Consider the following 23,904-nt stretch of genomic DNA (forward strand, 5'->3'; position numbering starts at 1 on the left):
CGCACAGCAAGCTTCAGAAGCTCTTGGTGAGTTCAAGGCGGAATCGCCGCATGCGCGGATCACCGTAAGTGCTGTAGCCGGTATCCATATTCACATCCAGCCGTGGGGCCGTATTGAGGATGTTCTGGATACCACCAGCAATGGTCAGGCCAGAGGCCCAACTGCCCTCGAACACATCGCCAAACCGATACTTGAAAGAGATGTCGTGGAAGCGCTGACTGCGGATGTATGCGCCGCCTTGATTGCGGACGTAGGTGTCACGGGTTCCGGAGTCCAAGAAGTTGTAAACAAGGTACTTGTCGAAGTACTGCATGTTCCAACCCAAAGACAGCGGGCCCTTGAACCAGTCAATCCCGACATTCCCGCGCCACTCCAGAGGACCATCACGAAAGCCCACGTACTCTTGCAACGGGGATTCAGGGTCCAGCTTTCGCGAATACTCGAGTTGCTTGGTTGCGGTTGTGTAGAAGTTGAACAGTCCCCATCCAGATTCGACGCTGTAGTCAGCCTGGATATCAAGTGCCTTGACTCTGGTGCGCTCGATGTTTATCAAGGTCCCGTCGAAGTAGGTCACGGGACCCGGTAGGCCATCGCCCAAGGGATCGCCACGCACGATGCGCCCGGGATACAAGCGATCCGCCATTTCTGGATCCATCAGCAGGGCAAACGTATCGACGCCGGAAATTTCGTTCTTCTTCGTGATCTGCGTCAGATCCGCCGACAAGCGGAACCCAGGCATGAACCTTGGCGTTACGATTAAGCCCACGGAAATGCTGTCAGAGGTCTCCGGCTTCAGGTTCGGATTTCCACCGTAGACAATCACGGCCGGGCCGGCGCTGCCGATCAGCTCGTAGTTTCGGAGCGGGTCGGAGAAGAAGTTTGTCTCCGTCGCGAAGTCCAGAAAATGTGGCGATATTTGAGAAATTGAGGGCGGCAAGAACCCATGACTGAAGCTCGCACGGAGCATGACATCTTGGGATGGCGCGAAGCGGAAGCCGGCCGTGTATCCGGTAGCCGTTGTATCAGATGACGTGTACTCCACGGATTCCGGACGATCGGAAGGGCCACCAATTTCGATCGCTGATGCCTCGACGCTCCGACTTCCGCTTTTTTCCCGCCTCATGGAGGTTTGAAGTTCAAAAAGCTTTACCCAGCGAAGGGCATTGATATCCGAGACGAGGGGAATGGACGATTCAAGATAAAAGCTGTCCGTGCTCGTCGAGCGACTCGGATAGAAGTAGTACCTGGTTACGTCATCCTGCTGCAGGATGCTCTGCACCATACCCTTGGCTTCATCTTCGCGATGTTCCAAAGATGTCGATAGCACCAAAGGTCCCGCTGGAAGTTGCGCGACGGGTCCGGACAATCTCAGGACGGCTCCCTTTCCTACGTTATCGGAAGGCGTTTGAGTCTGGTTCGGATAGCGGGAATACATGTAGTTGGACAGATCAAGAGGTACTTGATTGAGGTCCCTCAGTACGTCGATCGCCCCGCGCGCTATACCACCTACGATGCCCTCGCGGATGACATGGCCACCCATCCAAGGCGGAACGTCATAGACGTTATTGACAATGAATGCATTGCCACCACTTGAAGAAACTCGGCTTCTTCCGTAGCTTCCCTCGATCTGGCCGCGCCATTCATGAGGCAGGCTGAACTGTGCTCCCAGAACAGCGTTGAGGGCTTCGCTGTCGGTCTTCTGGAGATAGGAGAACCCAGGGAACGGCACGGACACATTGATCGCGCCTACGAATGGATTGTTGGGCGCATCGGCTGCAATGGTGTAGCCGCTGTTTTGCAATCCCGTCTGATATACGTTTCCATGGTTTTCGTTGCGGGATATGTTGGCGAACATCGAGAAGTTGTCAGTAAATTTTCTGTCGATGGTCAGATTGATCGAGTTTGTTCGGGGATTGTTGATCAGGCTCCGGCCGGCATTGGAGAGGTCATCCGCCAGCTGCAGGTTAAGCCTTCCTGCATTTGCCAACAGGTCCAGCGGGTTCCCCGTGTAGCCCACCGGAACATGGGTCAGCACCGAGCCAAGGTCCGCCCCGCCAAACTCGGGTTTCAAGCGAAGATTGGGCATGGTGCAGACGAAGTTGGCATCGCACACCTGTGCAGATCGGATGTTCGTGGTATAGCCGGCGGGAAGCTGGCTCCAACTCTCAGTGTAGGCCTCGTCGTTATTGGCGACAGCGCGTTCGCGTGCCTTTTGCGCGAAGTTCCGGTCCCTAACAAACATGGGATTGTCTTCGGAGGCGCTGACCGTGAAGGTAACGGAAGTCCGCCCTTCGTCGAACACCTTGCCACCCGTAATGGAGATCCGCTTTGATCCGGAATCCGTTTCGAAGGTGTTGTCATAGCCAGCGGTGACGTCGAAACCCGTGAAGTTGGTCTTCAGGATGATGTTGATGACGCCACCAGTGGCGCCACCTCCATAGATGCCCGCCGCAGTAGCCGGCAGGATCTCGATACGTTCGATCGAATTGATGGGAATGCCGTTGAGATCCGGCTGGCCAATGGTGCCACTTCGATTGATGTTCGAAACGCCAGGTTGGCGGCGACCATTTATGAGAACGAGCGTTTCATCGACTCCAAGTCCACGCAAGTTGATTCGACTTATGTTGCTGCCGCCTCTATTGTCTCCGGACCCCGTATTGGAGTTTTGCGAGAACGTCGTGCTGGTCGCATTCATCGAAAGACGACGCTTGAGAAAGTCCTCAAGATTGATTGAGTTCGAGCGTTCGATGTCTTCGGCGCTGAATACAACGTAGGGCTGAATGTCGTTCTCTGTACGGGGAATGTCAGCATTGATGCTGCGCGCACCAGCTACCAGCACCTCTGGCATCTTTCCGCGCACTTCAATACGTTCAAACTCGGTGGTTTCAGCCGGTACGCTGGATGGCACGGGCTCCGACTGACTCTCAGTCGCCGGCAAAGCTCCGGCCTTCAGAACCAGCGTGTCTCCGCCCGCATAGACCCAGGTGATGCCGGTACCTTGAAGCAGCTGGCGCAGCGCTTGGTCCACTGTCAGTCGTCCGACAACCGCCCGCGCCCTGACTCCCCTCACGAGTTTCGGGTCATACACGATCTGCAGACCACTTTGTTCGCCGAACTTGGTGAGCGCATCGGCTAGGCTCCCGGCAGGCAAGCGAATCTCTGCCTGTACAGTGGCCGGTTGTCCTGCCGCCTGTCCGGTCGGCTGCGTCGCAGGAACTGCTGCCTGGCCTGAAGGCACGCTGCTGTTGATCGGACGTGACTGATTGGATGCCGCAGATTGCGCCTGGACGGTGCCGGCGACGAGCAACATCGAAACCGATATGGCCAGGGCTGTGAAGCGAAAGCGGTAAGCTGTTGATTCCCCTACGGTGAACCCGTGTCCAAGCTTCACCGGCTGATCAGTACAACCTTGAAACATCATGACTTAGTCTCCCCATTGTGACAGCTATGTTGCGAAGCGAACTCGCTGCGTAATGGCTGTCAACGGATGAGGACTGGTCACACCCTACCTCGTTTCAAAAATGTTACTTGCGGCTCCTCTTCTGATCTGCCAGCAGGACCACCTCTTTGTCGGAGAACCGCGCCCGGACGGGGAATGCGGCAGAAAGGGCATTCGCCAGGGAATCGACGTCGCCCGTCCGGAAGGATCCGCTGACCGCGATTGAGCCGATCTCCGGGTCACCGATCCGGATCTTTCTCGCAGAATATCGATTGGCCTCACCAACAGCCTCGGACAAGGGTACGTCCCGCAACTCCAGTCGTCCGCTCATCCAACCCATGACCAGGGCAACGTCAACATTCCGCCGAACGATTCCGCCCGACACTTCCTTGAAGGAAGCCTGCTGGCCGGGATCCAACCATTCAATCTCGTGGTATTCGGGGCGGGAAATCTGGACACGGCCTTCCGTGAGCGTTACGAATACCATCCCCTGTTCATTCCTGACCAGGAAATGCGTACCCAGCGCGGTCACTTCACCGCCACCGGAAGTGACGACGAATGGTCTCCTTGGATCCTTTGCGACATCAAATGCGGCTTCGCCGCGACGCAGGAAAATCTCGCGCCGCGAACCGTTGATGCGGAAGTCCACCTGACTGTCCGTGTTCAAGCGGAGCGTTGAACCATCAGACAGGGTTTCCGTGCGCTGCTCGCCCAAGGCAGTGGTGAATTGCTGCAAAGGCGGTTCCTTCCCCATCCAGAAGTTCAGGAAGAGGGCTACACCCACCACGCCAAGCAAGGCCGGCACCAGCATGGGGGCCCGCTCCGGGAATAACGCGCCCAGCACGCGCACCAGCCAGCTGGCGCGAACGTTGGCTTCCTGCGCAGCCAATCGCTTCAAGCTGGGGACATCCTTCAACTGCTCCAACGACTCCCACAGTTCCCTGACTTCCGCGTAGGCAATCTCTCGCTCAAGACTTTGGCCAAGCCATCGCTGGAAATCCTGGCTTTCCTCACGGCGAACCACAGGGTCCAGGCGCCTGGTGAACCAGCGCTCGGCCTCTTCGCGAATTTTTGGATCGAGCTTCCTATTCATCATGATTCCTTGATGACGATTAAGAACCGTCGTCCTCCGCTAGATTGCGGCACTCTGCAATTGCCTTGGCTATGTGCTTCTCCACTGCCTTTACCGTGATACCCCGCCGCCGGGCGATCTCCACATTTGTCAAACCTTCGATGCGACTCAGCAGGAAAACGGCCCGCCGTCGCTCTGGCATGGCCAGGACGATCTTCTCTAGTCGCTTGAGCCTTTGTGTATTGTCCAGTCGACGATCATGAGTGGGTTCTTCGCTCGACAGTTCGAACTTCATGTCTTCGATGGGGAAATGTGCGTTCTCGCGAAGACGATTCCAACGATAGTGGTCGGTAATGAGGTTCTGCGCGATGCGGAACAACATCAGGCGCAGTTCTTCTCCCTTCAGCTGGCCTTGATAGCGCATGACCCGGGCATAGGCCTCTTGCGCAAGATCTTGTGCGTCCTGCGCATTAGGCAAGCGTGCACGCAACATGCGTAGCAACTCCGCATGGTACTCACGCGCTACATTTTCGATGTCATCAGGCACAACTTCAGTGTAGTAGCTCACCGTTCGAAGGGCCACAGGGATACTCATAGCCAACTACTCGAGAAGGCTCCAACTTGTCCAACGAATGATGACCCCCAATACCCTACCCCCTCGGCTTCGGCTCTTGGGTGCCACGGGCTCATCGGTCTTTACCAGCCCACAAAGATTGGCGGGGAACAAGCCCGTCCGGTCTTCCCAGCTCGCCCGGAAGTCCCTGGACCTGTTGCCCCTTTGTGAGTGATTTGTTATCTGCAAGGGCTTCGGCAGTGCTATTCCTACCCGCCGTAGGCGTGTCGCGAGGTGGGACCCGGTCTGGCGATTGAGAAGACGTCACCCGTTGACTCAGACCTGACCATTGAGCCAGCAATATTTGGGCGACTCTACCTACCCTCGTTCAGAGATGCCTGGCATCTCTGACGGGTTGGCTGCCAGGTTCAGTATCTGCTGACTGAGATCATCAAGGTTTTCCCACTGGCTCCAATCAGCGTCTGGCATTTCGCTTCGATTGCGCGGCGTATCAAGGGTCGTGGGCAGGATGCATTGCACCTTGATCCCCTGCCCGTGTAGCTCCTTTCCCAACGCCTCACTCAATCGAAGTACCGCAGCTTTGGAAGCAGAGTACGCCGCCATTCCGACGTCGGCATGCATAGCCGCAGCAGCAGAAATATTCACAATCACGCCACCCGATTTCATGTATGGAGCTGCAGCCTGGCAAGCCCCCAACGTAGAAAGGCAGTTGTCACGAAAGAGCTGAAGCCAGAGGTCACTTGTTGCCTCCATGATCGTACGCCACTGGAATGCACCACTGACGTTGAATAGGCCAAAGATGCCACCATGGCGGCCTACAGCCAGTTCCATTGCAGCCTTGACTGATGGCATATCCGACAGATCAATACCGCCGATGTGATTTTTGCGATCTACGGCAGGAATACGATCAATTGATGTAACGACGTACCCCGCACTTTCGGCGGTCCTGGTTAGTGCCTTTCCCAATGCACCTATTCCACCCGTGATGACCACATGACGCGCCTGGCCTGTTTCTGCTGACATAGAAGGATTGATCGTGGGGATGATACAGCTACAACGTGTCTTTCTAATTGAACCCCACCCGCCAGCTCATCTATTCGTACATGGACATCCTGCATCCTGACCGCCCCCCCAATAAATGGCCATTGCTCTTGGTGAGCAGGGGTAGGGTAAGCGGGTGCTCATCCGTTGGAGAGTTCAGGTACGCCAGTGATGCGTGTCATAAGCAGCTCTCTCTATGAATCCCTAGTCGCCCTTGGCATCTCGCAGGGGCTTTTTTTTACTGGACGGCTTCTTACTGAGCACGCGCGCTGGAGCGTAAACTTTCTTGATCGGAGCTACAAAGTTGGGTACTCGGACCACCAAAGGCAAAGAGCTCGCATACCAGCCTAAGGGGCGTTCGGCATCACAACCGCTTGTTCCCACTTCTACAGTACGCCCCTGGCCTCGCGACATGGGGAGATATGACAGCAGTGATCGTCTTCCGGATCTTGAGCTCCTCTTTGATCGGACTTTGAGCCAGATACGAAGCATCCACACTTCTCGAAGCAACAAATCCAGGTCTTTCGATAGGCTGTGGACTCTGACGTGCAAGAAGTTGGAGGAAGTTGGAAACGCAACTGCCTACGCTCACCGGAAGCGCCAGGACATCATCAAGAACGCGCAAGCCATTGCCGAACTTGATATGAAACTGGCAAAAGCCTGGGCGAAGATGGAACTGATTTCCGAGACTGATGGCAAAACCTACCTTGTTCGCGCCAATCACGACGAGTTGCGGGTGCTGCAGCACAAACGTGCCAGCCTGAAGACCGCGGTGAAGGGATCCATCGATGACGCCCTGGAAATCGTGATCGCGTACTGGATAGAAGCCAGGAATGCGCACAACAACATTGACCCTCTGCGTGCCTTGCACTGCTTGATCGAATGCCACTTTTTCTTGGGAATTACTTACTCTCCCAAGTTCGACTATGAAGCCAAGAGCGAGGCTGGAAAGAAGTCTGGAAGGAAGGAGAGGGATGCGCTTGCCCGGGCCGTCTTGGATGTCATGAGCACCCTGGAAATCAGCAAGACGATTCGTGATCAGGAAGTGCTGCGCGGGAAGATTTTCGATCTGATACAAGCACATCCGGAGCACGCCGGGGCCCTGCGCACTTATGATGAGTGGGCTCTCAAGGGCAAGAGTTCCGATGAGTCTACCGCCGACCGGTTTTCAGAGACCTTGCGCAAGTGGGTTGTCGGGAAGAAGCAGCCCTACCCCCGTGTCACGGCGCTGTTCGAGCATTTATGCCGCCAGATTGACGCAAATGCGTCTACCAAAAAGATCTCGAGTCGTAAAGCTAGCAGCTAGTTACTCAATTCCCGGCTTGACCAGCCTTGACCAAACTTCTCCGCACCGCGACGCACTCCGCGCCGCAACAACCGGAGAAATCCATGTCTTGCCAAGCTTCAATGAGTACCGCTTCCACTCCCCGCCGCAGCCCCCTGTCCCGGGCAATGACGGCATCCCGGGAAAGCGCCGGAATGTCGAGTTCCGACATCGATCAAGAAATGCTGGAGCGCCTGGAGGCCATCTACCGCGCTGTCCAGCACGCCCCGAACCTGGATCAGGCCATCCGCCTGCCTGAAGTCCTGACCATCGCCGGCGTCAGCAAAAGCACGTGGTATGCCCGGCTCAACCCACGGTCACCTTCGTATGACCCCCGCGCGCCCCAGCCGTTCAAGCTGGGCACTTCCGAGCGTTCGCCCTCCGTGTGGTGGCGCTCGGCGGTGATGGCCTATGTCCAGGCCTGCGCCGATGCGCAGATCGCGCGCTGAGGAGGTGGCCCATGAAGACTCATGACAACGTCCTGCACAAGGCCATTGAGAACGTCGAGGACCAGGCCCGTCGTTTCAAGGAAGCCCTGCTTACCCTCCAGCCCAAGGCGCAGCACCAGAAGACGGAGCTCTTCACCTTGCTGCACCCGACCATCGTCGAGCTGTTGAACAGGCACGTGAGCCAGAAGGCGATTCTCGACATGCTTCAGGCGCAGGGCTTGAAGCTGCACCCCAGCCGCTTCAAGGCCTTGATGGCCGCACACGCCGAAGTCTGCACGCAGCCAGGCAGCCAGCAGGTCGCGGAGGACAACGCATGAGCATGATGATCACCCCGCCCGCCTATCCGGTCCACGAATTGTTCGCTGCCGTACGCGATGCCATCTGGGAAGTCCAGCATCAGATTCAGGCACCCGACGCCCTCGTGGCGGGCTCCTTCCTGACAGCCATGTCCATTGCGTGCCAAGGCAATGTGGACGTAGTAATTCCGACAGGCCTGGAGCGCCCCTGTAGCCTGTACCTGGCCATGTTCGGCCAGTCCGGTGAGCGCAAGACCACCGTCGACAACCTGGTCTGTGCCTCGGTCTACGAACATGACAAGCAGTACGCGTCCGCCAACGTTGATGCGCTTGCCCAGTACGAGGCAACCATGCGCATGTGGCAGGCAGCCGATGCCGCCCTGCAGCGCAAGCTCAACAAGGCGCTGCAAGAAGGTACGGATCTGGAGCAGTACCGCGACGAGCTGGTGGCGCATGCACGCCTCCAGCCCCGCAAGCCGGTACCCAAGCGCATCATCCACCAGAACATCACTGAGCGCCCATTTCTTGAGGCACTGCATGGCGATGGCAAGTCCATTGCCATCCTGAGCGATGAGGGTGAGATCGTACTCAAGGGTGGAGCAATGGCCAGGCCGGGTGTCCTCAACAAGAGCTGGGACGGTGCGGCGACCCTGACGCTGGATCGCGCAGACGCCCATGTGCACGCCACCAACCCGCGAGTGACGATCAGCTTCATGGTCCAGGAAGAAGTGTTCCAGGGTTTTTGGAACAAGCGCGGCCGGACCGCGCGAGGCTCCGGACAGATGGCCCGGTATCTCGTCGCCTGGCCCGAATCGACGGTGGGTTTCCGTCGAATGACACTGGAAGATCACACATGGGTCCATCTTCCTTCGTTCCATGAGCGGATCAGCGAACTGCTAGTGATGGCCGACAAGCGTCTGGAAAGCGGCGAGCCACGCGCGAAGCTGGAGTTCTCCAAGGAAGCCAAGGAACTGTGGGTCGACTCCCAGAACTGGATCGAATTCCAGATGCGCCCGGGCAACATCTACTCAGGCATCAAGGACTTCGCCTCCAAGGCGCTGGAGATCGCGGGCCGGATCGCGGCCGTCCTCCACTACTTCGGCGACCTGAAAGACCCGATCAGCCGCGACACACTGCAGCGCGCGCTGCACATTGCCTGGTGGCACCTGGACGAGTTCAACCGGCTTTTCGGTGACGTCAACTGTGTTCCCCAGCTCGACCGCGACGTTCACTATCTGATCCAGCATCTGTTTGACCATTACTGGAGCCAGGGCTACGGTCGAGCCTCATGGAATAAAGTCCGCACCCATGGCAGCGTCCGCGACCAGGAGCGCTTCGAGGCCGCGATGAAGGAGCTCGAGCGGCAAGGAGTGGTCCAGACCGGGTCAGAGCGAGGTTGGCGAGGCAAGGGCAAACGCTACATCTACCTCAACCCTCACTACTTCCAGCCGGCGCTGACGGCTTAGTCTCAATGAAGGGCCGCCCTCGGGCGGCCTTTTTTTGTTATGCACGGCATGCACGATGCTACAAATGAGGCAGAAAGCAGCCCGTGCACCCTCCCCGCGCCGACTTAAAAGGTGATCCAAGCCGATGTCGCACCCCGCAAAGGCCTCACAACGGTGTGCCAAACCTCGCACCGACCCGCGCCAGGATGTACTCCCCCTTCTGCCTGGCTGACATCCGCCTGATCAAACCCGGACCAAGATGGCGCTCAGGTGCACGGGACACGCCTTGATCCCGCAAGCTCCGGTGGTCGACCCGCACGGCATGGCCATGCCGCGCCAGATGGGTGTTCTGGAGGTCCGCGGCCCGCTTGCGCATGGCGATGAGGTCATCACGCACCTGCATGGGGGAACGTCCGCCACTGGCCTTCCTGCACCCGCCCTGCGCCGGGCTGCGTGGGTTGAAGCGGGAGAACATCCGTTCGGCTGGCCTCTCGATCCCGTCAGGCATGCGGTCGGAGTACATCACGTGCACGTGCAGGTTCTGCTCACCCTGCAGGGACGATGACGGTGCGTGGACCGCGTACTGATAGGGTCGCGAGCCGACAAGCTCATGGACCAGGTCTTCGACGAGAGGACGCAGCGGATCGCCCGCGAGTACATTGGGGAGCGCGATGACGAGCTCGCGGTAGACCGCGCCATTGGCCCGCTCGTACCTGTCCGCCGCTGCCCAGAACACTTCCGGATTTCCTCCGGTCCAGGCGGGCAGGTTGCCATACCCTGACAGCACCAGGTCATTCCTGACGCCGTGATACCCCTGGCGCGCCACGTATCTGGAATGACCCAACGCAGCACCCTTGCCACCACTCTTTATCTGAAAGCTGAAACTTGCCATCTGTGCACTACCCTTTCTCGTCCACGCAAAGAAAAGCCGACGAGATCGCTCTCGCCGGCACGCTTGGACAGGGGATTTGAGCGGCTTTTCAGCAGTGGAACAGGGAAACGGTAAGTGCGCGCGTGGGGCTTCGCCCCCTACTGGCACCTCATTGAACCTTCGATCACCCACCTCCAACACTCAGCGCCACCTGTCTCATACAAATAGCTGTCTGCGCGTAAGAAATTACACAAGCATGCAGTTGTGTTGATCACTTCTTTGGCTACGTGACAACGCAGCGGCCACGGATTGCACTAACCTTGGGTGATGTGTCGCCTTGGCAAGGCACTTACTAGAGGTCTATCTCAAAAAAATATGCACCTGACAGGATGGGGAGGGGAGCTGGCAGCTCCCCTCCCCTTTAGTTCAATCAATCGCACCTGGAAGTTCCATAGTCGACCCAAGTGCAATGTTGATCCCGCCAGGCCTGCATTGCCTGGGAGACGTGGCCCAGCACGTTGCCATGATCGTCGATACAGATCACTCCGCAGGTCATCCCCAGACTCAGCACGTCTGCATTCCGGATCACCGTGGTATGGGCCTGCAGGTAGGCTTCATCCACAACCTCGCCACTGGCGAGTTCGCACTCCGCATGGTCGGGGTAGAACGTGCAGGTAGCCGGATAGATCGGATATCCCGTTGCGCTGACCTTCGAGGGTATTCCTATCAAGCGACCCGGACTTCCTGTCTGTGCGGCTTGCCTGACCTCCAGCAAATGCTGCTGATACTCAGGCCCATCGGGTGGCAGATCTGCTGTACCTGCTGGAGCCTGGACGGCTGCGCCAGCATCCAGATGTGCACCGGCAGCTTCCGGCACGACGGCCGGGGCGGGGTCACCAATCCCTACCGCCTCCGCGACCGCGGAAGTTTCTTCACCCACGACGACGGCTGCTTGCGTGGAGGTGCCCGGCCTCGGCTCCGCTTCCGACATCCCCAAGGAAGCCCCAAGCCGATCGCAGCCTGTTAGCGCCATCAGCGCGATGACGACAGTGATAGCTCTGATCATATTCGCTCCTTGAGTTGACATCAGGCCCGATCGCCATCGGGAATTCTGGGCGCCACCGTCTCCGGGATGACGTTCACCTGCTTGGCCTTGATCTGGCCTGACAGCAGTGGGCTGATCACCATGTACACAACGATGGCCAGGGCAGACAACCAGGCGTCTATGGCGATCGTCCAGACCAGCAGGAAGACATGCAGGCTCCAGAAGACGATCGGGGACAGGATCCCGAAGGCTTTCCGCAGCTTGATCCGGTTGACCACGACGTTGTTCTGGAGGACGGGCAGCGGGAACCGTCCTTTCTTCAGGCTCAGGTACGCCCGCAGGCTGATGGGAATGATGAAGAAGATGAGTGCGAGGGTGTAGATGAGAACGCCCATTGAGATGTAGCTCCTTTGAGGTAAGAGAGAGTGTTGGCTGGCTTCTGTCAGAAGCCCATGGCGTAGCCCAGGATCGGATTGAGCATCCTGGTCTGGTACTCGACCAGGACGTTGCCGTCGGCCTGGTCCGTGTCGACGCGATAGGTAAAGTCCACCGACCGCTCGCGGTCCTGGTAGACGTAGGTGATGCGGGCATCGCACCGGTAGCTGTCGACGTCTTTGTCGTAGCCCAGCGTGCGGATGTTGGAGATCTCGTAGGTGTCGAGGATCCCCATGAACTCCTCGGCGGTTCCCCGCCGGGTCTGAGGCGCGTACTTCTCCACCTCCGCCTCGATGATCTGATCGAGTACTTCCAATGTGTCTCCATCCCCGCAATCGGGGGTGCCTCCCGCACATCCGGCCAAGAGGACTGACGCCAGCAGCGTGCTGGCAGACACCGTTCTTTTCACTTGATTCCCCTGCTTGTTGAGTCCGACAACCGGCGTTTCGTAGACCGCATGAACTGGTCTCAGCGTCCGGATTGTGCTAATCGTAGTATGTCGAATAATAGTATTCAAACCGAGACCATCTCGCGATGGCTCGGGCGGCTCATGAAACTAGGTTGGTCACCGTCTTCGCCGGCAATGTCCGGCGATTGAGGAAAGAGCGCGGGCTGTCTCAGGAAGAACTAGCCGAGGCGGCAGGCGTCCATAGGACCTACATTGGCATGATCGAGCGTGGCGAGAAGAACGTGACGATCTACAACATCGAGCGCATTGCACTTGCTCTCAAAGTTCGCCCTGGGTCACTTCTTGACTGAAGAAGCCCCTTGAGAACTCGCCCCCTGCCTGTGGAACAAGGCTTATCGGCGCCAGGCCTTGTGGCCGAGCGCTATGCCATCGCTCACACGGGCGGCAGGCCCATACTAGTCCCCGGGCGGCCATCGAGACCGCCAGATCGGCCGTAACCGCTAAGCCGAGGGCTCCCCATTACCGCTGGGGTGGTTGTGGACCACCGTGACGGCCGCCACGTTCAGGTCCAGCGCGTGCTGGACCACGATGCGTGGACATACCTCTGTGCCATCCACCGAGTCAGAGAACAACCGCTCCACGGCGATGAGTCGATGCTGAGTATCAGAGTTCTCGCTGGACCATTTCACATTGCGATGCACAATCATCACCACATTGACAATTGGAGCCTCCTGACCGATATAGGGGCCACCAATGGCCACCAAACGCAAGTCCGGTAGGCAGGGGCCACCCAAGAAGCTGAGCCTCAAACAAGTTGCGCGCCTACTGCTGGATCATGAGATGGGCGAACCATGGGGCTCCATTGCTCGAGGCTACGGCGTCTCAAGGGCTTCATTAGCACATTGGCGACCCTATATTGGCCTCAATGAGGACTGGCTACGACGTGTCCGCACGCTTGAGCGCACTAATTGGGTACTCACCAAGAAGGTGGCACGCCTAAGCACTGCGTTGAAAGCATCCACCGGACTGATCAAGCGACTGGAGCCGCGTGTCAAACGCCGATCCCTGTATTCCGCCGCCCTGCAAGCCGGCTTCTCTATGTCTCGCGAGGAAGCCAACAAGGTATGTGGCCTTTCGCATGGAGTCGGCCATCAAGGTATTGCACAGGAGGGTGACCACCGGCTTGTTGGCCTGATGCGGAAGTACATTGAAGAGAATCCTGGCGTAGGTTTCCGGGGCATGTTTTCCGTCCTGCTCCGCGATGAGCATTGCTCACGAAATCATGCTCGCGCGCTCTACCAGCAGGCGAGGCTGCAGAGACGTTGGCGCAAGAGACCTGTGGCCACACCAGCGCGCGTCGTGCATCGTATCGTCCCGGCCCACGAACGCGACCAAGCTTGGTCAATGGACTACCTGATCGACGCCCTTCCCACTGGAAAGCGGTATTACGTTCTCTCTGTCATCGATGACTACAGCCGAGAATGCGTGCTCTGCCGGGTGTTCTCCAGAGCCACCGCCCAAGCACTGGTCCAATCCCTGGATTCACTGCGAGTATCGGGGCGACTACCTTCATTCATACGGACAGACAATGGCGGACAGTTCAAGAGCACTATGTATATAAATTGGACTGATCGCCACAGCGTCAACCGGAAATACTCCCGCCCGTGGCACTGGACTGACAACATCCACATCGAGCGATTCAATCGCACACTGCGCGATGAGGTATTTAACTGGTACAAGTTCAGAAGCTTGGTTGAAGTTCAACGGATGCTGGATGACTGGCGTACGCGTTACAACATGGCGCGGCCCCACATGGCACTGCATGGCCTTTCTCCGTTGCAGTTCGTAACTCTGTATGCGAATCCATAGGCAAGATACGCAGGGATCTGAAAGGCAGACCATGCCACTTGAGACAATCGTGTGTCTTCCCCGGCTTTTGCATGGCGATGTCCTCATGGTCAAAATGTAACTGCCGCCGCCTTATGCATGCGACGGATGGAGATATCACCGATCCGGGTGTTCCGCGCCCGGCCTCACAGGGCCGGGCGCTATGCCATTGCTCGCTCGACGGACAGTAATCCCTATACCAGCCCCCGGGTCGCCATCGAGACCGCCTGATCGGCTGTAACCACGAAGTGATCCAACAGCCGGATCTCCACCAGTTGGAGGGCACTCTGCAGCCGGGCCGTAACCGCCCGGTCAGCGGCCGAGGGCTCGGCATTACCGCTGGGGTGGTTGTGGGCCACCGTGACGGCCGCCGCGTTCAGGGCCAGCGCGCGCTGGACCACGATGCGTGGACGCACTTCTGTGCCATCCACCGAACCGGAGAACAACCGCTCCACGGCGATGAGCCGATGCTGACTATCGAGGAAGGCGGCCTCGAAGTGCTCCCGTGCCTCGCCACCCAACCGCAACCGGAAGAAAGCACCGGCCGAGGATAGATCTCCCAGCGACGGACCCGGGCCGCAGGCCCGCCGTTCAAGGATGCGCAGGGCTCGAGCGATGGTCCGATCGTCCCGCGCCCGGATGACCTCCTCGGAAGAAGGTATCCGGGCATCGGCCAGCGCAGGTATGCGTGATCGGACCAGCATCACGCCACCAGCTCCATCACCTCATCCCACGCGCGCTGCTTGATCCGGGCACCCTGCCCGAACCACGCCGCATCCCGGCGGTGGTCATCACTCCGGGCTCGCCGATGATGGTCGACGTACTCGGTGATGCCATTGAGCAGCCCCCAGGCCGTGCCCCGGCTGGATGCCAGCCAGCATCCCCGGCCACCGCCTTCGTACAGCATGCGTACGCTGGCTACAGCCTGCTCGTTTACTACGGGTGCCGAGTCGGGAACGGCATAGGTCAGGACCCGGCGCAGCAGGGCTTCGGCCGAGTCAGGGTCCACAGGACGCTCGCATAGCGCCTTCATCCGGTCCACGAAACCGTCCCAGGCCGAGACCGTGAGGCCGAGCTGACGTTTGACCAGTTCCGGATTGAACTGGCTGCGGTGGGGGACCTTGATGGCGCCCTCCCCCTTGCCCAAGGCGACGGTCAGGGTGTTGTTGCAGACCACCCGAACCGAGGTGAACTGGGCTGTGGTGGCCAGTGTCCCGTCACAGGCCGTGGCCAAGAGCAGGTAGCCGTCCACCCGGTCCATTCCACGCAGCACCGCACTCTGTCCGGTCCGGGCGAGTGCCCAGAACTTGCGCCCTTCCCGCAGGACACCCGCCGTCTCCAGCTCAAACCCGTTGGTGGCCGTCAGGTCCCGGTAGAACTCCAGGATCTCGCCCGGCTGGACGACCTGGAATCGCTTGGAGACCACGGCCAGCGGCGCCTTGGTGTCGGAGCGGTACAGGACCTTGTTCTCGGGGAAGGCATTGATGGCTCCGATGTTGTGGCTACCGGTGACGTACCGGACCTCGGACTCCTCGATCTGCCAGTCCATGCCGGCTTGTTGCTTCCAGACTTCGATTGGCTGGTGCCGGGTGAGCTTGTTGCCCAAGCCATGCCAGGGCTTCTGGTCCACGTAGGCCATGGTTTCAACCAAGTGCATTGTCGTTTCCTTGTAAGTGGGCGGCATAAACGCACAAGGCCCGGACGAGCCGGGCCTTGTTGGGGATGCCAGTAAGCAGGGATTGGATCAGGGATCGAGGAAGTCACCGCAGTGGCTGCAAGTGGCAGCCGCCGTGCATTTGACGATGCCAGCCATCACGGCCGTAGCCACCACCATGATGCAGTAAACCAACTCGATCTTGTTCTTCGTCATTACGGACATCCTTGAGGGACACTGCGCTGCGGAGTGCCGGACGCGAAGCCAGCAGTCACTGGGTTCACGGGAGTGGTATGTGTCTGAAATTATTTTGCTTGACCCCTTCTTATCTGCCACCTACTGCATGGCGACAGGCACCCTATCCGCCCGACGCATCCATGCTAGGTGAGGAGTCCGGCAGTACGGCGTAGTCGATCATGTACCGTTGGCTGCAGCTCTTGCATGTCCAGCTCGAGCCGCGCTTTATTTCATGATTTCCTAGCACGAATGAGTGATCGCAGCCACCTGTCAGGCACTTGACTCTTGTCTGCATTGGATCCCACCGCACCTGCTGCGCGCCGACCAGAACCAGCCGATAAAGCGCCCCGCACTCGAAGCAACTGACCGCCACGGTCTCACCATCTTTCGGACACCTTCTCTGCATGGGCTTGCCGCAGTAGATGCAATCCGTCTTTGACACCGCTGTGAGCCTGATATTCCATACCGGCGACGCGAGCACTTCGTCCAGATACGTGACGATCTGCAGGCAGCGGGCCCTGAGCTTGCTCGCGTCGAAAAAATCTCCCTGCCTCATCTGCTTAAGGGTTGGAATGTGCAGATACGACCCTAACGCGTCGTAATGCCTCTTGATTGTCGCGAGGTTGAGAACCTTCTCTGAGCCCAGGCTTTTCATCTCCTCCATAGGGGGCGCTACCCCATAGGTCTTCTCGAGCCCGACCGCTACTGACGAATCGGCATCGGCCTTCGCGTCTATTTCCAGCAATAACTGCATAACCTTCTTCGGTTGCCAAGTCGCGTACTGATGGGGCGGAACCTCAAACGCATACGCCCGCATTCGATCGTAGGTCAACGCTTCCATGGACATACGAAGCTGCAGCGCGGCTGACCGCAGCCGTACGTCATCTTCGCCCTGAAGTTCCACCCTCGCTTGCTGCAAGGCCTGCCTAGCGTAGCAGCGGTAGTTGATGTCCATCGGATCCTTATCCATCAATCGGACCAGCCCTTCTCCGTACACCAAAGTAGACTCGTCAGGCCAGCTCACAGCTGAGGCATCCAAGTCGCGGAACCCGAACTCTAAACGCTCAAGAAGAATGGCCAACCATCCTTCTTGGCAATCACGGTCAGACCCAATGCTTGCCCTGCAAGGCGGAGGAGCAATTTCACACCCAATCATCAGAATGCGTCGGCTGCTGGAACGGCGGAAGAGGTAGCCGATGCACCACTCGTCGCTACACGCATTTACAACAGCCTGAACGTACTTGACGTCCGTCACATTCGGGTGGAGGATCGGCTTGGGCGCCGACAGGGGTGAACGCGCCGCATTCGTTAGGGGCCAGAAATGCGAATTCGGTATCGCAAGCCAAGCTTGAAGACTCTACTGGGCGCGACAGCCGCCAAGAAGAAGCTCAAGCGCGACCTTGGCATCTATCAGGTCACGCGCGTGCTGAATGCGCCTAAGAACGCTAAACGCCGGGCGAAGCGAGCGATGGGGTTTGAGTCTTCGGCTGCGAAATTCGTCCGGTTTATCGCAAAGCTATTCAAGTAACGCGCCCCGACCATCTTGAACTGTCCCCGGAGGATTTATGGCGAAGAACGAGAAAACCTCTAACCATATCGCTTCGAAAGCATCTTCAGTTCTTCGCAGCCCGAACTCAAGCAAGTCGGCCAAGTCTATTGCAGGTAGTGCTTTGGCACAGACCGGCACGGGCAAGACGACATCCTCCAAGATCGCAACCACAGCATCGAAAGCACTGGATAGCAATCGGACCGGAAAGACGAATAAGGCAATCGCTGGAAGTGTGCTTACGCAGAAGCCGGGCAAGCGCAGCTAACGTATGACGATAAGGAGGAACAATGCATGGACATGATTCGCGTGAATTCATCGGCCATATCAGCAATTGGCTACGACCAGCGGACGATGCGGATGAGCATTCGCTTCATACAGGGCGACACGTATGACTTCTGCGGAGTTCCGGCGCACATTTTTCAGGACCTACTGAACGCCAAGTCTAAAGGCACCTACTACAACGACCATATCCGCGACAGGTACCAATGCTAACTCGCTCTTAGGTGGCAAAAAATGCGCGCGAGGTCGAAGGGAACTATGGGATTGTGGATCATCGGCGGCTTCGTCCTGCTCATCGCGATGTGCAGAGAAGGCAAGGATGACCACCGCAGGCAGGACACTACTCCCGTCACCCCAGTAGCAACCTCGTCGCAACTGGTGCAGGCGCCAATAGCCGAGCCGGCTGAGCCAATGTACGTTGCGGCGAGTTCGCTAAATCAGCGCTCTGCGCCCAATGGAGCCGTAGTGGACAAGTCGACTGGTGGCGACTCGGTCCACGTCCATGAACACAGGGATGGCTGGGCCCGTATCACGCCCACTGGGTCGCCAGAACGCTGGGTGTCTTCGAAGCTGCTTTGCTCAGGGCTTGGCTGTTATTCGCCAAAGCCAAGACCGCGCACCAACTACCAACCAGCCCGATCCAACTACTCGGGTAGCAATTGCCCCTGTTCGGGCAATCAAGTGTGCATCGGCCCTCGAGGCGGACGCTACTGCATCACCTCAGGCGGACGGAAGCGGTACGGCGTTTAGAACAAACTCAATTTGACGGACCAGATTTCCGTAGACACTCATTCGCCGCTCTGCGCGTAGCGCCGAGTCAGGGCATCGAGATCAAAGTAAGCGTCAAATCTCCCAACTATCGACCATGCACAAAGTGAGTCATCCGACGCTCAGCCACCGAAATGCTTTCAATTCTCTGTAAGGCTGGAGGCGTTCTATCAAATGCATTCTTGTGACGCTTATATGCGCGGCAATAGAAGTTCCGAATTACAAACGAAGCGAAAGTCGCAGGTCCCACAGGGCCAGACACTGGAATTCGACAGCCCTCGTACTGACCTAGCGTCATATGACAAGCTGGATGAAGACCGTCCACATGATCAGCTGGGGCGTAGTCAAATCGAATTGGGAAGCGAACTAGCTTCTTGGCTACGATGTCACCGTAAAGTTCGTCCTCCTCGTACAAAGCAGGCGCTTCATCGATAGTGGGAAGCATAGGATTTGGAAAATATGACAGTCGATGCTTAAGCAGACGCTCGGCAGCATCGAAGCGATACTGGAACATCAATAGACCCCCATCGACCAGCTTTGCGTCATAAGAACTATTTTCGTCGACGTCACGATATATATCTTCGTAGCTAACGTCACGAAGCGCCATGGCGCTCTGCTGCCGCCCAATGGATACAATGCCATCAGCGCTTGTTTTTACAATGGGGTGAAACTGGCGAACTGAAAGACTGGTACGTATCAGTCGACTGACGACATCCTCGACCTGCGCACGCACCGCGCCGGGCGTCACTTGCTTCTCCCTGAATTCTTAAGAGCCTCCAGCTCTAAGATCAGCTGGTCCGCATCAACTTCACCTCGCTGCACAGCTTGTAGTAGCTGCTCGCGCTGCTGCCTAACACTCTTGCGTCTAGCTTTGCCCTTACCACCCACCATCTTATTGATAACGCGAAGTTCCTTTTTTTCCACGTCAGTGGGATAGATAAACTTCAATTTGTAATCGTTCTTGTAGAGCTGCACCCACTCTTTGATCAGGACGTCCATGTTCGGCCCTATGCCGAGAACCCTCACCCAAGCTTTTGAACGCGTTATCGCGGTAAAGAGTCGATTGCGTCCCAGAGCTGTAGCTGTCTTATCCCAGCCTGATGCCCCATCCTGGGCGTTCATGATGTAGACCATTCCGGCTTCGTTACCTTTTGCGCGGAATACGCCAGTAAACGTAACCGCGCCCGCCTTGGAAAAAACATCGGCTGCAGTGCTAACACCTGCAAGCTCACTGTTGATTCCTGACGAGAACAGCATCTGCCTTGGCAGGGCAACCTCACGCTTCGTCGTGATGGGATTCGGATTTATTACGACGATGTCTTCCGGGCGCAGCTCCTGCTCGAGAATGTCCTTCTTGATCGCCTGTACAAGCCACTCAGCTTGCTCAGCGGAACTAGCAAATTTGTGAAATTGAATAAGATCGTCAAGATCCGAATGGCTCTGAAGGAACTCTGGTGAAGTTTGAAACGTTCGAGCCAGGGTGACAGCCGATCCCGGTTCTAGCGAACCCTCTTCAACCGAATAGCCCACATCAGTCCAGAGATTGTCATCGTCAAAGATCTGAACGAGACCCTTGTCCCGATAAATTCCGAACCCTAATGCGTGCGCGGTCGCAAGCAGAGGGCCCGAGTTTCGATAACACTTCTCCAAGATGATATCTTGCCTTGGGCCACCGTCCTCTTGATTGAGGCGCACCACTGGAGTGCCGTCCGGCGCCACGCCAAACAGCTCCTCTGCTGGCGGCACAGAAGTACCAGTAAGTGACTGTAGTTCGTCGTACGCATAGACCAACCGTCGAGGCGGCGGCAATGATGCAAAACAGAGTCTTAGGAATTCAATCGGCAGATCCTGAGCCTCATCAATCAGAATCATGTCATATAGATCGACGGGATCCTTCACAGTTGCAAGTGCATCAGCACAAGCGCCCTGAAACTCTTTGCCATCCCCAAACTTGTTCTTTGCAGCGCCGAAATCGTAGTAGGCGATCTGGTTCGCACGGCAGAACTTGTGATAAACGCCGTCACGCTCTTTATCACCCGGCCCACCCCAAGCATTGATGATGTCAATGCAATCCCAGTCCGGCTCGGCGCCTGTCTGCTCGATGGTGAAGCTATTTATCAGTCGACGGAACTGCTCTTTAAGCGACCTTGTGTTGAAAGTAACGCCGATTCGCCAGGTCGGGTTCTGAGCATGCAGGTATGCAACCTTCAAAGCCAGAACGATTGTTTTGCCTGATCCAGCAAGCCCCCTAATTCGCTGAACGCCTTCCACTGTTTCGATTACAGCTTGGGACTGGTGCTGATCGAGGTTCGCAATCGAGTCCTCTACCCTCTTGAGCTTCGCACCTCGCGAATCCGGCTTCTGCGGTTCACGCTTCTGCTTGCCTGCCCGGATTGATGTAACTACCTGAATTGCACCAACCAGCATCTTGTAGACGGGTTCGCCTTCAGTCCACGCAAAGCTGTTGACCACGTCTAGTAGCTCAGCGCGTGAAGCTATGTAGTAAGGGTCAACTGAATCTGGATGCAGTGGCTTAGCCGGACAGTAGGTGACGACGTGGATATCGAACTTGAGCTGGCGACCACTCTTCAGTCCCGGATGCGGCTTCAACCGCACCTCCAACATTGAAGCGATCTCATCCTGTCGCGGCTTGAACTCACCGATATCTGTGCCTTCCACAAGATCGAAAGCGACCAGCCCCAACTTTGGGGACACAAGCAAACCATCAAGCTTAAGGGGCCCTGTGGGCGTACCAATGACTGGATAGCCGAGGTAAAGGTATCCGTCAATTGCCGGATCCTTAGCCAAGTCTTCGGCGAGCAGTCGCGAAGAAATTGGCTTGTCCTGTGAGGTGCCCCAGATGACCTCTAACATTCGTTCGCCTCGCCAGTCTTTGCACTAGGTTACAGCAGAGACCGGCGAGTCCGCGAGACGGTAAGGAGCCGCCTTTTTCGACCGCCTGAGTCAGGCCTATTGGTCCTCCACGCGGCTTTGGTACTGGAGGGGAAGCCGGGCTAGCCCCCTGTATGGAGTGCCCCTACCCCACCCTCCACTTCGGTGCGCTCGGGACACTATTTCCAGCACCGTTCTAGGACTTCCATGTCCCGTACTACGGATCACCCGCATTGGGATCAGTCAGGGGAGCGGCGCATTGACCATGCGTCGCCCCTACAACTGGCGTAGACCCTATTTGAGTGAGCGTGGCTCGATTCACCTCGCCGGACCCAACACTGGCGTCCAACCTTCTTCATCGCCAAGCCTGTCGAGCTAGAGTTCGAGCACTTTCGGGAAGGGCAAGCATTAGTTCTAATGCACCCTAGAAAAGCTAGGGGACCAGTGCCCGGGGACCTCGACCCGGAAGAGCGCGCCGCAGAAAAATGCCTGGACCGAGACGTACAAGGCAAGGCATAGAGAGGGCTGACTACCGATAGCTCCGAAGGCAGAGTTGTCGATAAGCGACGCGCAGCCGATGCTTTTAGGATTTTCGGCTACGCTCCGAGAGACCAAGAAACTGGCGGCGCTCGCATTCAAACGCTCGGAGCGCTGGCTAGCCGCGACACAGATGCGCAAAGCTCTAGGTGTTGCGCCGTCGTCCGCTAGCGCTGCCAAACCCCGCATCTTCATCAATGAGGGCTACTGGCAAGAAATTGCGGCCGCATCACCAGCGCTTCAGCGGAGATTAGGGATAGATTGCCCTCTCATCAGGTCCATCCTCAAGCACCAGTTCGACGACGGTAACAACGACGGCATCTTGAATTTCAAGTCACCTATAATCATTTAGATATCAGTTGATTAGATATACTTTTCGGGAGCACCCATAGCTGACAACTCAGCTACAGGCTCCGCAGAAGCATGCACAGGACTCACGCCACCTTCTTGCGAATTGGCGCGACTTTCTTCTCAGAGCTCCGCAAGCTGTCCAAATAGTCGGCCCACCCCTGCATCATCTTCTTGCGCTCTGGCAGGTGCGCCGTGCGGTTGTAGGCTCGCCCCAATGGATCACGCACGGCATGTGCGAGCTGATGCTCGATATAGTCAGGGCGAAATCCCAGGACCTCATCCAGCACGGTGCGCGCCATGGCGCGAAAGCCGTGGCCTACAATGGTTTCGCCGTCGAAGCCTAAATTGCGGAGCGCGGCATTAACCGTGTTCTCGCTCATGGGGCGGTCGGCGCTTCGTACTCCAGGGAACACGTAGTCGCTGCGCTTGGTTAGCGGCCACAACTCCTCAAGCACTGCCACGGCTTGCGTGGACAAAGGAACGATGTGCGCGGTCTTGGTCTTGCTGGTGACATAGCGCCACTCGCCGGTACCCAAGTCGATGTCCGCCCACTTGGCCTGCCGCAGTTCGCCAGGGCGCACAAAGAGCATGGGGGCAAGCTTGAGGGCTGCCCGGGTCACGGGTGAGCCTTGATAGGCCCACAGCGCGCGCAGAAGCTCACCAATACGCTCGGGCTCAGTCAGGCTTGCGAAATGCTTGGTCTGTGGCTGTTCCAACGCACCGGCAAGGTCGTCAGCAGGATTCCGCTGGGCCCTGCCCGTAGCAATCGCGTACCGGAAAACTCGTCCTGCATGAGACCGCGCCCGGTGGGCAGTCTCCACTACGCCCCTCTGCTCCAGCCTCCTCAGAGCGGCCAGAAGAATGGGGGCACTGATATCAGTAATTGGCATGTCGACAATTGACGCCAGATCCTTCTCGACCAAGCGGCGCTCCCGCTTCACAGAGCCCGGGCTCAACCCCTCCTTCGCTCGTTTAGCCAACAACTCCAGTCCGATGGCTCCGAAGGTGCTGTTTGCCCGCTCGGCTTGGACGGCTCGCTCAGCTCGAGCGACATGAGCCGGATTGGCTCCACCCTTCAGCAACACGCGCAGCTTGTCGCGCTCGGCGCGTGCCTGCATGAGCGACATCGCCGGGTATTCACCAATCGTCACGATGCTTGGTTTGCCGGCATAACGGTAGCGGTAGCGCCACACCTTCGCACCGGTGGGGCGCACCTCTATGCACAGACCGTTGGAATCGGCTACCCGGCAGGAGGCTTCCTTAGGCTTCAGCGCGCGAAGCTTGGTATCTGTCAGCATGTGAGTCAGATGACTGTGAGTCAGAGCAACACCCCGTTACTCCATGACTCAC

25 protein-coding genes are annotated in these 23,904 nt (G+C 57.6%); 9 read left to right on the forward strand and 16 right to left on the reverse strand.

The window, feature by feature from the left end; genetic code table 11:
- Positions 1 to 13 precede the first annotated feature (13 nt).
- From AAD027_RS01540 to AAD027_RS01555, 4 genes are all read right to left on the reverse strand, one after another.
- Positions 14 to 3,421, reverse strand: coding sequence for a TonB-dependent receptor (locus AAD027_RS01540; RefSeq protein ID WP_341724255.1), 3,408 nt, complete (start codon positions 3,419 to 3,421; stop codon positions 14 to 16).
- 103 nt (positions 3,422 to 3,524) lie between these two features.
- Entirely contained in the window at positions 3,525 to 4,532 is a 1,008-nt protein-coding gene (locus AAD027_RS01545) for a FecR family protein (RefSeq protein WP_341724256.1), read from the reverse strand.
- Between the two features lie 19 nt (positions 4,533 to 4,551).
- Positions 4,552 to 5,079: a sigma-70 family RNA polymerase sigma factor gene (locus AAD027_RS01550; RefSeq protein WP_341724257.1), complete on the reverse strand. Its 528-nt coding sequence runs from the start codon at positions 5,077 to 5,079 to the stop codon at positions 4,552 to 4,554.
- Between the two features lie 363 nt (positions 5,080 to 5,442).
- A complete protein-coding gene (locus tag AAD027_RS01555; protein WP_341724258.1) occupies positions 5,443 to 6,108 on the reverse strand; it encodes an SDR family NAD(P)-dependent oxidoreductase in 666 nt (221 codons plus the stop codon).
- Between the two features lie 574 nt (positions 6,109 to 6,682).
- On the opposite strand from AAD027_RS01555, the gene AAD027_RS01560 reads away from it, so the two are divergent.
- From AAD027_RS01560 to AAD027_RS01575, 4 genes are all read left to right on the forward strand, one after another.
- Positions 6,683 to 7,432, forward strand: a complete 750-nt coding sequence (locus AAD027_RS01560) for a hypothetical protein (protein ID WP_341724259.1) — start codon at positions 6,683 to 6,685, stop codon at positions 7,430 to 7,432.
- A 173-nt stretch (positions 7,433 to 7,605) separates the two neighbouring features.
- Entirely contained in the window at positions 7,606 to 7,899 is a 294-nt protein-coding gene (locus tag AAD027_RS01565) for a helix-turn-helix transcriptional regulator (RefSeq protein ID WP_341724260.1), read from the forward strand.
- Positions 7,900 to 7,910: 11 nt separating this feature from the next.
- A complete protein-coding gene (locus tag AAD027_RS01570) occupies positions 7,911 to 8,216 on the forward strand; it encodes a hypothetical protein (RefSeq protein ID WP_341724261.1) in 306 nt (101 codons plus the stop codon).
- Positions 8,213 to 9,661 carry a YfjI family protein gene (locus AAD027_RS01575; protein ID WP_341724262.1) on the forward strand — a complete coding sequence of 483 codons (1,449 nt, stop codon included), beginning with the start codon at positions 8,213 to 8,215 and terminating at the stop codon, positions 9,659 to 9,661. The genes AAD027_RS01570 and AAD027_RS01575 overlap by 4 nt, the downstream gene beginning before the upstream one ends.
- Positions 9,662 to 9,806: 145 nt before the next feature.
- Here AAD027_RS01575 and AAD027_RS01580 read toward each other — a convergent pair whose 3' ends face one another.
- The 4 genes from AAD027_RS01580 to AAD027_RS01595 all read right to left on the reverse strand — a co-directional run bounded on the left by AAD027_RS01580 (position 9,807) and on the right by AAD027_RS01595 (position 12,307).
- Positions 9,807 to 10,532, reverse strand: coding sequence for a MobA/MobL family protein (locus AAD027_RS01580; RefSeq protein WP_341724263.1), 726 nt, complete (start codon positions 10,530 to 10,532; stop codon positions 9,807 to 9,809).
- 409 nt (positions 10,533 to 10,941) lie between these two features.
- Positions 10,942 to 11,577, reverse strand: coding sequence for a hypothetical protein (locus AAD027_RS01585; protein WP_341724264.1), 636 nt, complete (start codon positions 11,575 to 11,577; stop codon positions 10,942 to 10,944).
- Positions 11,578 to 11,597: 20 nt separating this feature from the next.
- Positions 11,598 to 11,951 (reverse strand): hypothetical protein, encoded by a 354-nt coding sequence (locus tag AAD027_RS01590; protein ID WP_341724265.1) that lies wholly within the window; start codon positions 11,949 to 11,951, stop codon positions 11,598 to 11,600.
- A gap of 47 nt (positions 11,952 to 11,998) precedes the next feature.
- The gene (locus AAD027_RS01595) at positions 11,999 to 12,307 is read right to left on the reverse strand and encodes a hypothetical protein (RefSeq protein WP_341724266.1); all 309 of its coding nucleotides are present in this window, start codon (positions 12,305 to 12,307) and stop codon (positions 11,999 to 12,001) included.
- Positions 12,308 to 12,552: 245 nt separating this feature from the next.
- Between AAD027_RS01595 and AAD027_RS01600 the strand changes: the two genes are divergently transcribed.
- Positions 12,553 to 12,750 (forward strand): helix-turn-helix domain-containing protein, encoded by a 198-nt coding sequence (locus AAD027_RS01600; RefSeq protein WP_341724267.1) that lies wholly within the window; start codon positions 12,553 to 12,555, stop codon positions 12,748 to 12,750.
- Positions 12,751 to 12,900: 150 nt separating this feature from the next.
- On the opposite strand, the gene AAD027_RS01605 is transcribed toward AAD027_RS01600, so the two are convergent.
- Positions 12,901 to 13,107, reverse strand: a complete 207-nt coding sequence (locus tag AAD027_RS01605) for a JAB domain-containing protein (protein WP_341724726.1) — start codon at positions 13,105 to 13,107, stop codon at positions 12,901 to 12,903.
- Positions 13,108 to 13,153: 46 nt separating this feature from the next.
- Here AAD027_RS01605 and AAD027_RS01610 point away from each other — a divergent pair, with 46 nt between their 5' ends.
- Positions 13,154 to 14,269 (forward strand): IS3 family transposase, encoded by a 1,116-nt coding sequence (locus AAD027_RS01610; protein WP_341724268.1) that lies wholly within the window; start codon positions 13,154 to 13,156, stop codon positions 14,267 to 14,269.
- Positions 14,270 to 14,481: 212 nt separating this feature from the next.
- On the opposite strand, the gene AAD027_RS01615 is transcribed toward AAD027_RS01610, so the two are convergent.
- The 4 genes from AAD027_RS01615 to AAD027_RS01630 form a co-directional block, all read right to left on the reverse strand.
- Positions 14,482 to 14,991, reverse strand: coding sequence for a JAB domain-containing protein (locus tag AAD027_RS01615; protein WP_341724727.1), 510 nt, complete (start codon positions 14,989 to 14,991; stop codon positions 14,482 to 14,484).
- Positions 14,991 to 15,944, reverse strand: coding sequence for a DUF932 domain-containing protein (locus AAD027_RS01620; RefSeq protein ID WP_341724269.1), 954 nt, complete (start codon positions 15,942 to 15,944; stop codon positions 14,991 to 14,993). Before AAD027_RS01620 ends, AAD027_RS01615 begins: the two co-directional genes overlap by 1 nt.
- A gap of 87 nt (positions 15,945 to 16,031) precedes the next feature.
- Positions 16,032 to 16,157 (reverse strand): hypothetical protein, encoded by a 126-nt coding sequence (locus AAD027_RS01625; RefSeq protein WP_341724270.1) that lies wholly within the window; start codon positions 16,155 to 16,157, stop codon positions 16,032 to 16,034.
- A 142-nt stretch (positions 16,158 to 16,299) separates the two neighbouring features.
- A complete protein-coding gene (locus AAD027_RS01630; RefSeq protein ID WP_341724271.1) occupies positions 16,300 to 17,133 on the reverse strand; it encodes a hypothetical protein in 834 nt (277 codons plus the stop codon).
- Between the two features lie 393 nt (positions 17,134 to 17,526).
- Here AAD027_RS01630 and AAD027_RS01635 point away from each other — a divergent pair, with 393 nt between their 5' ends.
- From AAD027_RS01635 to AAD027_RS01645, 3 genes are read left to right on the forward strand one after another with little or no spacing between them, the layout of a single operon-like run.
- Entirely contained in the window at positions 17,527 to 17,706 is a 180-nt protein-coding gene (locus tag AAD027_RS01635) for a hypothetical protein (RefSeq protein ID WP_341724272.1), read from the forward strand.
- A 37-nt stretch (positions 17,707 to 17,743) separates the two neighbouring features.
- Positions 17,744 to 17,992: a hypothetical protein gene (locus AAD027_RS01640; RefSeq protein ID WP_341724273.1), complete on the forward strand. Its 249-nt coding sequence runs from the start codon at positions 17,744 to 17,746 to the stop codon at positions 17,990 to 17,992.
- 26 nt (positions 17,993 to 18,018) lie between these two features.
- The gene (locus AAD027_RS01645) at positions 18,019 to 18,219 is read left to right on the forward strand and encodes a KTSC domain-containing protein (protein WP_341724274.1); all 201 of its coding nucleotides are present in this window, start codon (positions 18,019 to 18,021) and stop codon (positions 18,217 to 18,219) included.
- A 643-nt stretch (positions 18,220 to 18,862) separates the two neighbouring features.
- Here AAD027_RS01645 and AAD027_RS01650 read toward each other — a convergent pair.
- The 3 genes from AAD027_RS01650 to AAD027_RS01660 form a co-directional block, all read right to left on the reverse strand.
- A complete protein-coding gene (locus AAD027_RS01650) occupies positions 18,863 to 19,522 on the reverse strand; it encodes a DUF2290 domain-containing protein (protein ID WP_341724275.1) in 660 nt (219 codons plus the stop codon).
- Positions 19,519 to 21,648: a DEAD/DEAH box helicase gene (locus AAD027_RS01655; protein ID WP_341724276.1), complete on the reverse strand. Its 2,130-nt coding sequence runs from the start codon at positions 21,646 to 21,648 to the stop codon at positions 19,519 to 19,521. Before AAD027_RS01655 ends, AAD027_RS01650 begins: the two co-directional genes overlap by 4 nt.
- A gap of 989 nt (positions 21,649 to 22,637) precedes the next feature.
- Positions 22,638 to 23,852: a tyrosine-type recombinase/integrase gene (locus tag AAD027_RS01660; RefSeq protein WP_341724277.1), complete on the reverse strand. Its 1,215-nt coding sequence runs from the start codon at positions 23,850 to 23,852 to the stop codon at positions 22,638 to 22,640.
- Positions 23,853 to 23,904: the final 52 nt, after the last annotated feature.

The sequence above is a fragment of the Pseudoxanthomonas putridarboris genome, from assembly GCF_038321125.1.
GTDB classification, from domain to species: domain Bacteria; phylum Pseudomonadota; class Gammaproteobacteria; order Xanthomonadales; family Xanthomonadaceae; genus Pseudoxanthomonas_A; species Pseudoxanthomonas_A putridarboris.